At 43.7% G+C, this 14,230-nt stretch carries 13 protein-coding genes; 5 read left to right on the top strand and 8 right to left on the bottom strand.

Features of this window, described 5'->3' with window-relative positions:
* Positions 1 to 24 precede the first annotated feature (24 nt).
* The 7 genes from BB427_RS15650 to BB427_RS15620 all read right to left on the bottom strand — a co-directional run bounded on the left by BB427_RS15650 (position 25) and on the right by BB427_RS15620 (position 5,639).
* Complete coding sequence (locus BB427_RS15650; protein ID WP_069021792.1) at positions 25 to 873, bottom strand: EamA family transporter; 849 nt, start codon at positions 871 to 873, stop codon at positions 25 to 27.
* Between the two features lie 185 nt (positions 874 to 1,058).
* Positions 1,059 to 1,841: a Rossmann-like fold-containing protein gene (locus BB427_RS15645; protein ID WP_069021790.1), complete on the bottom strand. Its 783-nt coding sequence runs from the start codon at positions 1,839 to 1,841 to the stop codon at positions 1,059 to 1,061.
* 46 nt (positions 1,842 to 1,887) lie between these two features.
* Positions 1,888 to 2,343, bottom strand: a complete 456-nt coding sequence (locus BB427_RS15640) for a hypothetical protein (RefSeq protein WP_069021788.1) — start codon at positions 2,341 to 2,343, stop codon at positions 1,888 to 1,890.
* A 58-nt stretch (positions 2,344 to 2,401) separates the two neighbouring features.
* Positions 2,402 to 2,980: a DUF7010 family protein gene (locus tag BB427_RS15635; protein ID WP_069021786.1), complete on the bottom strand. Its 579-nt coding sequence runs from the start codon at positions 2,978 to 2,980 to the stop codon at positions 2,402 to 2,404.
* A gap of 69 nt (positions 2,981 to 3,049) precedes the next feature.
* Positions 3,050 to 4,132, bottom strand: a complete 1,083-nt coding sequence (locus BB427_RS15630; RefSeq protein WP_069021784.1) for a methyl-accepting chemotaxis protein — start codon at positions 4,130 to 4,132, stop codon at positions 3,050 to 3,052.
* 174 nt (positions 4,133 to 4,306) lie between these two features.
* Positions 4,307 to 5,086: a GGDEF domain-containing protein gene (locus BB427_RS15625; RefSeq protein ID WP_017218245.1), complete on the bottom strand. Its 780-nt coding sequence runs from the start codon at positions 5,084 to 5,086 to the stop codon at positions 4,307 to 4,309.
* Positions 5,087 to 5,216: 130 nt separating this feature from the next.
* A complete protein-coding gene (locus BB427_RS15620; protein ID WP_069021782.1) occupies positions 5,217 to 5,639 on the bottom strand; it encodes a DUF3429 domain-containing protein in 423 nt (140 codons plus the stop codon).
* Between the two features lie 229 nt (positions 5,640 to 5,868).
* On the opposite strand from BB427_RS15620, the gene ahpC reads away from it, so the two are divergent.
* From ahpC to BB427_RS23930, 3 genes are all read left to right on the top strand, one after another.
* Positions 5,869 to 6,438 carry an alkyl hydroperoxide reductase subunit C gene (gene ahpC, locus BB427_RS15615; RefSeq protein ID WP_069021780.1) on the top strand — a complete coding sequence of 190 codons (570 nt, stop codon included), beginning with the start codon at positions 5,869 to 5,871 and terminating at the stop codon, positions 6,436 to 6,438.
* Positions 6,439 to 6,543: 105 nt separating this feature from the next.
* On the top strand, positions 6,544 to 8,112 hold the full coding sequence (gene ahpF, locus BB427_RS15610) for an alkyl hydroperoxide reductase subunit F (RefSeq protein ID WP_069021778.1): 1,569 nt from the start codon (positions 6,544 to 6,546) through the stop codon (positions 8,110 to 8,112).
* Positions 8,113 to 8,404: 292 nt separating this feature from the next.
* Complete coding sequence (locus BB427_RS23930) at positions 8,405 to 8,803, top strand: DUF4177 domain-containing protein (protein ID WP_082086204.1); 399 nt, start codon at positions 8,405 to 8,407, stop codon at positions 8,801 to 8,803.
* 44 nt (positions 8,804 to 8,847) lie between these two features.
* On the opposite strand, the gene BB427_RS15600 is transcribed toward BB427_RS23930, so the two are convergent.
* Positions 8,848 to 9,342, bottom strand: a complete 495-nt coding sequence (locus BB427_RS15600) for a DM13 domain-containing protein (RefSeq protein ID WP_083229897.1) — start codon at positions 9,340 to 9,342, stop codon at positions 8,848 to 8,850.
* Between the two features lie 639 nt (positions 9,343 to 9,981).
* Here BB427_RS15600 and BB427_RS15595 point away from each other — a divergent pair.
* Positions 9,982 to 11,556 carry a lytic polysaccharide monooxygenase gene (locus BB427_RS15595; protein WP_069021776.1) on the top strand — a complete coding sequence of 525 codons (1,575 nt, stop codon included), beginning with the start codon at positions 9,982 to 9,984 and terminating at the stop codon, positions 11,554 to 11,556.
* Between the two features lie 18 nt (positions 11,557 to 11,574).
* Positions 11,575 to 14,220: a glycosyl hydrolase family 18 protein gene (locus BB427_RS15590; RefSeq protein WP_069021774.1), complete on the top strand. Its 2,646-nt coding sequence runs from the start codon at positions 11,575 to 11,577 to the stop codon at positions 14,218 to 14,220.
* Positions 14,221 to 14,230 lie beyond the last annotated feature (10 nt).

The following is a 14,230-nucleotide window of genomic DNA, read 5'->3' as shown; positions in this document are numbered from 1 at the left end:
GTTCTTATACAGATCTCAGGTAAGTTACTCTTTACTAGACACCGAACTGCCGACGGAAGCGGTAATTACCATAAAAATGGCAAGCCATTGCCAAACAGTCAGCAACTCTCCGAGAATTAAAAAGCCAGCCAACGCCGCAACCGCAGGTTCAACGCTCATTAAAATACTAAACCCTTGTGCGGGCATTTTTCGAAGCGCCACCATTTCTAGGCTATAAGGCAGGGCGCTGGATAATAAACCAATCGCGATACCCAATGGAATAAGTGACCAATCAAGCAGTGCAGCACCTTGTGAAACGATACCAAACGGCACGATAGCAAGGGCCGCAACCGTCATGCCGATTGCCACAGTCACCCCGCCGGAACTTTCATTGCCTGAGCGCTTACCATAGAGAATATATCCCGCCCAACAAGCGCCAGCAACCAAGGCTAAAGCAACACCGACTGGGTCTAAACCATTGACATCACCAAGATCTGGTAACAATAGCAAGATCCCCAAAATAGCAAATGCAACCCACAAATAATCACGTTTCCGTTTAGATGAAAACAGCGCTACGGCGAGCGGCCCGGTAAACTCTAATGCCACACCAATGCCAATAGGGATACGCTCAATGGCATAGTAAAAGGTGATATTCATGCCGCCCAAGCATAGGCCATAAACGATGAGTGGTCGCCAGTTTGTTGGTAAATGACGCCAAGGTTTGAACACCAAGCATAAAATAAGAGCTGAAAATCCAAGGCGATATGCTGTGGTACCCTCGGGCCCCACAAACGGAAATAACTGCTTGGCAATAGAGGCACCGGATTGAATGGTGACCATAGCGCAAAGTAGGCATAAAATCGCAATGACAAAGTCGCGGCTAAGTAGTGGCATTGAGACCCCAATAAGATAAATAACAAGCTTAAAAATGGCGATATAAGGCTAGTCTAATCGTGTCTAAATAATGGCTCAATTACTTTTGTATATTTTATGCCTTTCTTAGCTTTTGAAATGGTTATTTGTTGATTTATTTACTTTTAATTTTCAATGTTTTCTTTTTGTTATCGTTCCAATTTTGTTTACGTACTCAGGTAGGTAAGCCAAGCACTTTCATGTTTTTGCATATTTTTATGCTTTTTCGAGTCTAAGTGCGCGAGCTTATCGCTGTCATTGATAAAAGGGCCTGCTCTACAAATGGTACAGTAATTATCACCCAAGTAGTCAGGCACTTTGAGTTTTTCTTTTATGGCGTGAGCTGGGTTAACAGACCAGTAATAGCTAATACCACTGGTGTCTTTTACGTGCTTATCACGGTCGACATTGCGAATTTGATACTCTGGGAATTGTGAAATCTCAAATCGAGATTGGCCGAGGTAATATTGCTCAAGCCCGGTGATCAGGCTGCCTTCTAGATTCCACTCAATATAGGGCTTTACGTCCTTTGACGTAATGATCCCGAGCTGAGCGCCATCTGGGTCAAGTGCATAAGCCGCAGCGTTTATTAAGTATTCTCGCAGCAATTTCCGATTGAGGCTGTTAACGCTCAAGGTCTGGTTTTGGAAGCTTTCAAACGAATCAAATGCAGGAATGAGAGGAAATTGAAAAATAACTGCATCAAAGGCATGCAGCGGCACTTTTTGCCAACAATGCGCCTCAGTGACATCAAATTGAGTCACTACAGTAACTCCTAAATCATGCAGCTTATCAAATGCATTATCTTGATATTTATGCTTAAGTTCACTTTCACTGTCGTAAACACTGGCAGTAAGATGGGCTGGAGCAAAATGTTTTGCTAATGAATATGAGAAGCTTAAATCGCCGTCACCAACGGTAAGAATACGCCAGTTTTTATCGAGTATCATGTAACAATCTAAATCAGTAAAAGGAGGAGTTTATCAAATCCGGCTATTATCTTGTAGCAATTGGCTCTTTTATTAGTTTAAAGCCAACTAGACAGAATACACCAGCCAAAAACCAAATCCCTCCAGCCACAATTGCAAAACTGGTGGTTTTTTCAGGGAAAACAATGGCTAGCGGCAGTGTAATTGCTCCCCTTACTAAACATAACGTTGAAATAGTAAAGATGGCGGGGCGAAGCATAGGTAATGGTTTGAGCCACTTAAGGGCGGAAAGTGCGTAGGCGGCAGTGGTTAGAAATAATGCGGAGATAAAAACGGTTGCAGTAGGCGCATACCAAGTGCCTGCGATGGCGGAGTCGATAATATCTGCTGGAGCAAGTTGCGCGCGATAGCAACTAGCACCCAAATAAATACATGAAAGATGTGCAACTGCAGTAAAGATAGCAATACCCGCAAATGTTGAAAGGAAAATACAGCCTATTATCCTTTTAGTCTGGTATTGCATTGATTTCCTTTATTTATATCGGAACGGTGTAGGACCATTATTTGTCTATTATAAGCGTTTATAACTCAGCATACCTAAATGAAGAGTTCTCTTTAAGAAGTAGTATACACGTAAAAAAATACAGAGGAATAAGTGCCCAAAATGTATACGAATAGGAAAACTCGCTGCCAAAAGCCGTCATTACACACCCAACTAAAGGCATTGCAATGCCCAGAAAGTAATAAGCTCTGCTTTTATAAAGCCAACCAAATGGAATGAAGTGAGAGCCAAAAAGAATGGCGAAGGCAAAAGGGAACCAATTTGGGACTAATTGAAATACTAAGATTAATACTGGCCAATATAAAAATTGGGCGCATGCTAACACCGTCCCTAAGTTTGATAACGGGGGGTGTTTAGCAAATGGATTGACTTTGAACATTTTTGAGATTAGGAAGGCTATTGGGAATGTACTTCCGGTTGCAAAAATCACCATGACCAAAGCTTGTCTTTGCGGCATAAAATGAATGGCTAAAGTACAAAAGCAAATTACCATTAAACCTGCAAATGGGAATCCTATCCCTTTTTTAGTTAGGTTTATTAATTCATCTCGGTTGTCCATAATATCTCCCTGAGTCAGCCTTTTGCTCTCTCTAGCCATTGGGTATTAACCTTATCGTACCTCTGAAATTCGCTTTCGGTTGCTATGTGTCTGTAAAGAACTTGCTTATCAATGCCCTAGTTGATCGAGTAAGTCCATTACTTCAACGCTGGCATGTTCCATTTGGTTAAGCTGTTTTACTGCGCCTTGAGAATCACCTGCTTTAAACTTTTTCATTGCTTCTACACCAGCTCTATGGACTTCTTTATGCGGAGCTTCTAGGCGTTTAAACGCATTGTGACCACCAAACTTTTGGGCGCCATCGCCACCAAACCACTTACCTAAGCGGCACATCGTATGATCGGCAAAGTCGCTGATATTTTTATGGCTATTGCCAATAATAACGTTGTATACGTCTCCTTTCCAAACGACATGATCGAGCTTTACGGTCTGGATAAAGGTTTGGGTGGTAGAAACTAAAATGGTGTCTTTCATTGAATCACAACAACTTACTATCCCTTCGTATTCATCGTTTAAGTGTCCAATACTGTCAGACAGCGTGATATTAGACGCTTGAATTTCTTCCACGGCACTCACGGTTGTATGAGTCGTATCGATGATCTTTTTGACCAGATCGGAGACTTCGTTGGCGGACTCGTTGGTGTTGGTTGCCAGTGCACGTACCTCATCGGCGACAACCGAAAAGCCACGGCCAGCTTCACCCGCCCGGGCGGCTTCAATAGCAGCATTAAGCGCTAACAGATTCGTTTGATCTGAAATTTTTGAAATCGTCGTAACAAAGGTATTAATGCTATCGGCCATCTGCGATAGTCCAGAAATATTGGTGGTCATTCTGTCCATATTACCGCCGAGCTGCTCCATTCCCGTGAGTATTTTACGCAATGCGGTTTCAGATTTAGAAAAGGCGGAGTTTACTTGCTCAATTGAATGGCTTTCTTCTTCAATACTCATAAAGCTTGCAAGAACGGTTTCGCGGATCCCTTGCACTTGGCTTAACCCAGTCAATGCACACTGCAGTAGTTGATTGTCAGTATTATCATTGAGCGCAGCTTGTGAGCTTACAACTTCTTGTTTTAATGACTCATTTTCAGCAACTAATTGCGCATTCGCATGTTTTAAACTGGCAATCTCTTGTTGCGCGGCTAATAAGGCTTGTTGGGTTTCATTGTTTGTAAATAGTTTTGCAAACACGTTATTTTCCCTTGTAACTTGATATTAACGCAAGCTTAGCAATCATTGGAAAATAGTGCTACTTCTTTAGATTTTAAAAAAGCTATAAGTTTAGAGAAGTTAGCGTAGAATTGTGATTGGATTTTGGTGCGCTGAGCGTCATTGAAATTTAACCAATAAAACAGTGCTGTGATGTTACCCTCTAGCACTAGATCTTAGTGATTTACCGCGTTTATCGCCATACATATGCTCATCGGCTTCGTGGATGATGAGATCAGCTTGTTTAGCTGGGTCAACTTTGACCATTCCAATACTGACGTTAATTTTGTAATCGTGTAATCCTTTTAATAATGCCGCTCTTACTTCATCTGTGTCCGGAAGCACCGCATTAATATAGGCAATAAATTCGTCTCCCCCGATACGAAAGCTGTAGTCTAAGCCAAAGTAATCTTTCATATTCTGCGTAAACTTAATCAAAACCTCGTCGCCAATATGATGGCCATAGTTGTCATTCACCTGCTTGAAATTATCCAAATCGAGGTATAGCAGCCATTGATTATCAAAGCGATGTGTTTGCAAGCCTTCAAAACATGCGCGACGACTGCCTACACCCGTCATTGCATCATGGTTAGCTTCATACCGCATCCGCTCCTCTAACAACCTTCTTCTCTCTACTTCTTTTTTTAGCTCTGTAATGCTGGCTCTTTTATTGGTGATCATGCAGTAAAAACCAAAGCTGATGAGTAAAAAACCGATATTTTTCAAAGAAGTGTCAAAATTAAGTAAGGGAATGGAAAAACCGTCGGTAAAATTATCAATAATATCAAGGAGTAGGCCCGCACAATACACAAGTAGGGCAAGGCGTAAGAACGGATTTGCGATTTCTCTGGTGATCAAATTGAATAAAGTGAAAGAAATACCGAACCAGAACAACTCTTCGTAGCTCTCGTATTCGTAGTGACCAATATAGTACATGTAGCCACCAAAAATGATGATGGCTATCCATATGACTAAGGGAGGTAACGCGCGTTTGATCAAAATACTTTGGCTTCTGGTGCTTCAGTTATCTTTAGTTATAGTTAATTGAGCTTCAGAAGCAAGCCGCTTATGCGTTTAACTCAAGTGCTTGAGCAATCATAAATAGGTGACTAACAAAAACGAGAGAAGTTAGCACCGTTCGCATTTTTTGATAGTCTTTATGATAGTCACCCCAGCGAGACGAACTGCGTTCTATAAAATATACGAGCCAATATGCGATAGCGAGATAGAGAAGCAACCATTGTGGTGCTGCAATACTAAGCAGGGGGTAAGGGATCACGACAATCACGGACAGTATCGCTTGTTTGTAGGTTTGCTCACCTGCACGCCATAAACTTCCCGCCATAAAAGCTAGAATCCCCAGACTGTAAAACTGAAAAGCATGAAGCACGTCACTTGATACACCTGTCATTAGCGTCCACGCGATACAAGCCAAAAAGGGAACGAAGCCAAAGTAACCAAGTTGAATATGATTGAAGTACGGGTGCATAGTCACGCTCTGCTGTAGTTAATTGCTGGGATCATACCGTAATTATCTTATTTTTATACTCTTATGCTGAATTAGTTGATCATTTAAAAGTGAGTTATCGGTTTTTCCGATTACAGTGATTCAAACAATCCATTTTATTTAATCATCACTTCCCCTTATCTTTGTACTCAAGCCAAGGCGAACAGTAATCGCCAACATTATTTTAAACTAAACAACAGTGAGGAAAGCGATGAGCACTTCATTAATCAATACTAAAATTCAACCATTCAACGCAACAGCATACCATGGTGGCGACTTCGTAGAAGTTTCTGAGCAAGACCTACTAGGTAAATGGTCAATCGTATTCTTTTACCCAGCGGACTTCACTTTCGTGTGTCCAACAGAGCTTGGTGATTTAGCTGACTACTATGCACAGCTACAAGAAATGGGTGTTGATGTTTACTCTGTATCGACAGACACGCACTTCACGCATAAAGCATGGCACGATGCGTCAGACACCATTAAGAAAATCCAATTCCCAATGATTGGTGACCCAACAGGCCGTATTACTCGTAACTTCGGTGTGATGATCGAAGAAGAAGGTCTGGCACTTCGCGGTACTTTTGTTATCAACCCAGAGGGCGAAATCAAAGTTATCGAAACGCATGACCTAGGTATTGGTCGCAGTGCTAAAGAGCTAGTACGTAAAGTACAAGCTGCTCAATACATCGCATCTCACGATGGTGAAGTATGTCCAGCTTCTTGGCAGCCAGGTGAAGAAACACTAGCACCTTCACTAGACCTAGTTGGCAAAATCTAATTTGTCAGGGGAGTGCTGCATGCACTCCCATCTCAACCATCAAGATGAATCAAATTCATCGTTTTTGCGAATTTTTACTGTAGTTTCTGCAGAGGGTTACCTTATATGTTAGACAACCAAATTAAAACTCAACTACAAAGCCACTTTAGCTCTCTACAACGTCCGATTGAACTCGTCATTACTGTTGATGACAGTAAAAAATCGCAAGAGCTAAAAGGGTTAGCACAAGACTTAGCGTCATTGAGCGACAAAATTACTTTATCTGAATCAAATGAAGGTGAACGTATCCCACAAATGGTGGTGCGTGGCGTTGAAACAAAGAGCGAAATTACGTTTGCCGGTGTGCCTATGGGACATGAGTTTACCAGCTTGGTACTTGCATTATTGCATTCAGGTGGCCATGCCCCTAAAGCATCGGCAGACGATTTGGAACTGATCAGGAATATAGATAACGCATTGAACTTTGAGGTTTACATCTCACTGAGTTGCCAAACTTGTCCGCAAGTCGTACAGGCCTTGAATCTCATGGCGGCTGTTAACCCAAATATTACCACCACCATGATTGATGGTGCTTTGTTCCAAGAAGAAGTGGAATCGCGCAACATCATGGCCGTGCCAACCGTGTACTTAAATGGTGAGCAATTTAGCCAAGGCGCAGTGAGCTTAAGCGATATTTTATTAAAACTTGATAGTAAAGCTGGTGAAAAACAAGCGGCCTTACTTAACGAGAAAGACGTGTTTGACGTGCTCGTTGTAGGTGGCGGCCCTGCTGGTGCATCAGCTGCAATCTATGCTGCTCGCAAAGGGTTAAATACAGGGGTAGTTGCGGAGCGTTTTGGCGGCCAAGTTGCTGATACTTTGGGCATTGAGAACTTTATCTCAGTGCAAAAAACCGAAGGTCCTAAGCTGGTTGCACAGTTAGAAGAGCATGTTAACCAGTATGGCGTTGATGTGATGAAGAACCAGCGTGCAGCGGCAATTAACAAAGGTGAAATCATTGATATCACGCTTGAAAGCGGTGCGGTATTAAGGGCCAAATCTCTAGTCTTGGCAACAGGTGCACGATGGAGAAGCATGAATGTACCCGGCGAAACCGAGTACAAGGGGAGAGGTGTAGCATATTGCCCGCACTGTGACGGTCCATTATTTAAGGGGAAACCTGTTGCAGTCATTGGTGGCGGTAACTCGGGTATTGAAGCGGCTATCGACTTGGCAAATATCGTTGAACACGTCACGGTATTAGAATTTGCCGATACGCTCAGAGCTGACGAAGTGCTGATCAAAAAGGCGAAAAGCCTTGCTAACGTTACCATTATTAAAAACGCACAAACCACCGAAGTAGTTGGTGACGGCAATAAAGTAACGGGTTTGAACTACACAGATAGAGTGAGCGGTGGATCGCATTCACTACCATTGGCCGGCATTTTTGTACAAATTGGGCTTGTACCAAATACTGAATGGTTAAAGTCGAGTGATGTTGCACTTAGCCGCTTTGGTGAAATCGAAATTGACAGCAAAGGTGCGACAAGTCTAGCTGGCGTTTACGCTGCGGGCGATGCAACCACCACACCATTTAAGCAAATTATCATTGCGATGGGTGGTGGAGCGACAGCAAGCTTAGGTGCTTTTGATTACCTAATTCGGTTAGGACAAGACGACGAGCAAGCTGCTTAATTACTCCCATTACTGGAAAGAATCATTGCAACAATACACCCATGCAATGCTCTCAAGCCACACTTCAACAGTGTGGCTTTTTTTGGCTTAGGTTTCTAAGACTCATCGCTGCGTAAAGCAGCCCCTACTCCAAAGTGTAGTGTTTTCTGTGGGCTTTCTATAAAGCAAAAAAGCTTTGAATTGTCCGTGCTGTCGCCTTTTTGTCGCCAAGCTTTCACTAATTTGGCGTTTTAAACTTCATATTTTTAGGGTATTACTTAATTACGCTAGGGAATAGATATAAGTGTAAAAAATGAAAATTGATGCCGCTTTGATAATCAGGCAAAGGATGCTCAAGGGGTGGACCCAAGAGCAATTAGCTGGTGCTTCTGGTTTAAGCAAAAGAACCATTCAGAGGGTCGAAAGAGAAGCGAGTGCTTCCATGGAAACTCAGAAGGCACTAGCTGCCACTTTTAATTTAGATTATACGAGTCTTACTCTTAAGGAGGCTAGAGTGATGAAAAAATATGAATATAAAACAGTTGAATTACCATTTAAATTGCGCTTTTTTAAATCAGGGACACCAGACGTACAGTCGCTATTAAATGCTGAAGGGCAAAATGGCTGGCAATTAAAACAGGTTGTTATTCCTGCATCTGGCTTTGGTGAATCTGATTCCATGGTTGTTATTTTGGAGCGAGAGACAGCATAACTGAGCTAGTGTCGGCTCGTTTGTTTACCTGTCGCACCATCACTTCAGATCTGGTTACTATCCATGCGTTGTAATGGCGCTGCCGATATAAACTGCTCAAAATGCTCACACCAAATAATAACACTCTGAAACTGGGCCAGATCAACTTGGCGATACTTGGGCAGCACGAACTGCGAAAATTGGTTTATGTTAGCAATTTCCACCATGGTGTGTTTTTGTGCTTTAAAGTCGGCTTCTGTCTCAATAAATGTTTTTGCGAGGTAAAGCCGATAATCAGGCCCCGGAGCTATCTCGCCCACAAATGCAATGTGGTTATCCGTAAAATAAATCTCACCGGTAGCGTAGTGTAATGCGTCTGAATCTTTAAGCTCCTTTTTGAATTGGCCTTTGTATGTTGCGGCTTTACTGATCGCCAGTAATTCTGTGTGGCTAGCCGCCGGAGGTTGCGTCATTATCGGTAAAGTGTACACACCCACAATAAACCCTGTGATAAACACGACAATGAGCAACAGTAACGTAAATAGCGTTCGCAAAATCATTTCCAAGTGAGCAGTAAAGTCAAAGTATAGCCAAATTTTAAGGCTCTAGTAGGAAAATCGACTGCGTAAAAAGGGTTGTTTTTAATTTTTTGATAAGAAAAAAGTGTTTTTATTAAATGTAATTTAGTACCCAATGTAGATAAAACTTTACACAGAGTAGCGCTTTCTGATTGTTAATTATTAGAGAATAAAGTATTTCAATTGTTTTGATTATTATAATAGTCAGAGTAAACAAGTGCTTAGGCCAGAGTTATGGCGTAAAGGTGTTTTTTGATCTAGTTATAAAGTATTGAATGTAATTAATAATATCACCTATTGTTATTGATTTGTGCTTGGGTAAAATGCCTCGAATTCGAGTTGGTGCTCACAATAAAATTAACTTGGATACCTTTTTGTTACAAAAAATGAAGGCGAGCATGCCATGGACGTGCAAGAGCTTATCAGTTGTGAAAAATGACAGCGTTGTTTTTTACTGTCGAAGCACAGTAGCGCGACCAAGATAAGTTGTGTTTATCAACGTGCGAAACCTGGGTGCACAGAACAAGGTTGAATTTCGTGTGGCAAGCATCGATAGACTCTCGCTCATTCTAATCTTAATCGAAGTGGCGGCGGCTACTTCTCTAAAACGAGTAGAAGAAAATGAAAAACTCAATGTTAACAGTCAGTATTGCTGTGGCACTTGGCATGGCAGCATCGAATGCATTTGCACATGGTTACATGGATAGCCCAAAGGCAAGACAAGCTATTTGTGAGGAGCAGGGCGGATTTTGGTGGCCAAAAGATGGAAGCAATATCCCAAACGCAGCATGTCGAGCAGCTTACCTGGCATCTGAGCATGTGCAGTTTATTCAAAAGCATGAGTTTGCAGCGAATGTTCCTGATTATTTTAATTTGCAAGCGGTACAAGCTGTTGTTCCTAACGGACAACTTTGTGCGGGTGGCGACAGAAACAAAGCGGGTATGAATATCGCATCGAGTGAGTGGCAAAGAACTGCGATAACGCCAGATGCTCAAAACCAAATTAAAGTGAGATTTCGCGCTACAACGCCGCACAACCCTAGCTTTTGGCAGTTTTATCTCACCAAACCGGAGGCGGATATTCAGTCAACGCCTCTAGCGTGGCAAGACTTAGAGCTAGTGCAAGAGTATGGCAATGTTGACTTTTTCGTCGCACCAGACGGTAAACGCTATTATGAAATGCAGGTTGCGGTGCCGAGTAAATTTAGCGGAGATGCTATCTTGTATACGCGCTGGCAGCGTGATGATGTTGTAGGTGAAGGCTTTTACAATTGTAGCGACGTCACCATAGTACGAGATACTACACCGACTGAGCCAGTAAGTTGGACGTCTGCTGGCTTTTTTATCAAACAGGGTCAACTGGCCAATGTAGGCGATATGGTATGGCTACGCGTTTTTGATGGTGATGGGCAAGAATTGGTACAAGAAAAACTGTCGATAACACAAAGCAATATCACTCATTGGGCAGCGCAATTTGCTAGCACACTTAATAATAATCATGCGAATACGTTACAAATTGGCGTACAACAAAGTGACGGCAATATTGTATTTGATGCTGCGCAACTCGCTGCTAATCAGCTATTTGTTAGTGTTCCCCAGTACACTTTTAACCTTTCAATTTTAGCTAAGCCACAAAACCGTGCCCCTGTGGTTCATACCCCCGCCAATATCACGCTAAAAGAAGGCTCAAGCACATCACTTCATGTTCATGCGTTTGATGATGACAAAGATCCACTCACCTTTGCATGGCAGATCCCTGCACCACTGAGCTATAGCGGTAGCGGTGCAACTATCACGTTGGCTGCGCCTGAGGTTCAGCAAAATACCGACTATCAGGGGCAAGTAACCGTTTCTGATGGCACGTTTGAACAAACCGTTAGCTTTACCATCACAGTGACTGACCAAACCGCACCACCAAATGGTGATACGTGGCGTGCCGATCAAGTTTATACCGCTGGTGATACCGCAGTGTATCAGGGCAAAAGCTATCGTGCTAAATGGTGGGTAAAAGGTCAGCAGCCCGATCAAAGTGATGCGTGGGAGCTGGTCGACAAGTCCGATGCAAGTAACACATGGAATGCCAATAAGGCATATACAGGCGGCGACAGAGTAAGTTATCAAGGCGTTGAATATCAAGCGCGCTGGTGGACCAAAGGTCAGCAACCAGACAAGCACTCAGTGTGGAAAAAATTATAATAAAACGAGGAAGTATCAATGTTTAAATTACTCTCATCATCTCTTGCTGTCGCGGCAGCTATTGCGTCAAGTGCCGTACAAGCCGCGCCGTCAACACCGAGCATCACCTGGAAGCCGCAAAGCTATTCATTTGTTGATGTAAACATCTATGGCCGCGGTTCATACAAACAGTTAATTCAAGCCAAAGAGGTGGTTGATATTGAGATTGAATGGAACGCTTGGTCTGGCAAGGGCGGCGACCACTATAAGGTGTTTTTTGATGATAATTTGGTCAGCGAAGGGGCGCTTGCCGCAGGCACCAAATCGGGCGTGATCCGCTTCCCTTACACGCGTTCAGGCCGTCATCAGTTAACTATCCAACTTTGCGATGCCACTGGATGCGCCACATCAGCGGCAAAGCCGATTGTAATCGCGGATACCGACGGTGGGCATTTAGCGCCACTGAAACTCAATGTAAACCCCAACAATAAGCAGTTTAATACTGATCCAAACAAAGTGGTTGGCGCTTATTTTGTGGAGTGGGGTATTTATGGTCGTCAATTTGATGTGACCCAAATTCCAGCGGATAACCTGACACACTTGCTTTATGGTTTTATTCCAATTTGTGGACCGAATGAGTCTCTCGGTGAAATCGAAAATGGCAATAGCCTACGCGCGCTGAAGTTAGCCTGCGGTGGCTCTAATGATTATGAAGTGGTGATCCACGACCCATGGGCAGCGGTACAGAAGGCGCTACCGGGAGTTGATAGCAAAGATCCTATCCGTGGTACCTACGCGCAATTAATGGCATTGAAACAGCGTAACCCAGACTTAAAAATCTTACCGTCAGTGGGTGGCTGGACGCTATCGGATCCTTTCTTTGATTTTGATAACAAAGCCAACCGCGACACCTTTGTAAATTCAATGCGTGAATTCCTCACTACTTGGAAGTTCTATGACGGTATTGATATTGACTGGGAGTTCCCTGGTGGAGATGGTGCGAATCCAAACCTTGGTTCAGCCAACGATGGTGAAGTGTATATCACTTTAATGAAAGAACTGCGCGCCATGCTAGATGAGCTTGAAGCGCAAACAGGCCGAGAATACGAATTGACCTCAGCAATTGGTACAGGTTGGGACAAAATCGAAGACGTAGATTACCAGCGTGCTGCCGAGTATATGGACTATATCTTTGCCATGACGTATGACTTCCACGGTGGTTGGAACAATGTCACGGGGCACCAAACTGGGATCTATTGTGGTTCGCATTTAAGCAATGAAGCCTGTAATGGCAGTGGTGTCGATGAAATTGGCAAGCCACATAAAGGCCCAGCTTATACGATGGATAACGCTATCCAGCTGTTACTGGCTCAAGGCGTACCTAGTGAAAAGCTAGTTGTTGGCGCGGCCATGTATGGTCGTGGCTGGGAAGGGGTGTATCCACAAAACGCAGCCGTTGCAGGCAACCCAATGACGGCACCTGCGAATGGCAAGTTGAAAGGTACAACCGCACAGGGTGTCTGTGAAGCAGGCGTTATTGATTATAAAGGCTTGAAAAAGTACATGATTGGTGATAACGAGCAAGGCTTGAATGGATTTAAAGTGGGTTACGATGAACAAGCACAGGCCGCGTACGTTTGGAATAAGAGTAAAGGCACATTGGTAACCTACGACAGCCCACGCTCAGTTCGTGCCAAAGGCCAATACATTCTTCAGCATAACCTTGGCGGTATATTTGCGTGGGAAATTGATGCAGACAACGGTGACATTCTCAATGCCATGCATGAAGGTTTAGCGGGAGATATGCCACCGCCGCCTGTTAATAAAGCACCAACGGTGACACTTGCGAGTGAAGTAAACGTAGTGGCAGGGGGATCAGTGCAAGTGGAGGCAACAGCCACTGACCCTGAAGGTAAAGCGCTTTCTTATACTTGGTCAGGTGATGCGGCGTTAACGTTAACGACCGAGCAAAGCCGCGTCACCATTGCGACACCTAGCGTGACGCAAGACGCTGTATACACGGTAATGCTTGCAGTAACGGACGGTAAACATACGGTCAATCGTCAGCTCAAAGTAAATGTGAAAGCGGCGGTTGCTGAGAATAAAGCCCCAGAAGTTGCAGGTATTAGAGATGTGGTACTTGATGAAGGTCAGCAAGTAACGCTTAGCGTGACTGCCAGTGATCCTGAAGGAAAGCCGCTTAGTTATACTTGGAATATTCCCGGCCATACTGTGGTTGGCAATGGTGCTAGTGTAACGCTTACCGCATCTCAGGTAGAAAAGACGCAACACAGTACAGGTAAAGTGACGGTGAGCGATGGCGTAAATGAAGTAACACGCACATTTAACATCACAGTGAACGATACCACCTCGACGGACCCTGTTGAGCCACCGACTGAGCCGGGTAAAACTACGTGGGATGTAAATGCCGTTTATGTTGGTGGTAATGTGGTTTGGTTCCAAGGGGTGCAATACAAAGCTCGTTGGTGGACGCGCGGAGCCGTGCCAAGTAAAGGCGGTGTGTGGCAAGAAATCATTCCTGATGACGGTACAGTTCGAGCGTGGCGTAGCGACTTAGTATACACAGGTGGCGATAAAGTCACTTTCTCGGGCGAGACATATCAGGCGCGCTGGTGGACTCGTGGTCAGCAACCAGACACTAACTCTGTGTGGCGTAAGCTTTAATGTAAAGTCC

This window comes from Pseudoalteromonas sp. BMB, from assembly GCF_001709235.1.
GTDB lineage: Bacteria > Pseudomonadota > Gammaproteobacteria > Enterobacterales > Alteromonadaceae > Pseudoalteromonas > Pseudoalteromonas maricaloris.
This window is presented reverse-complemented; position numbering and strand designations above follow the sequence as displayed.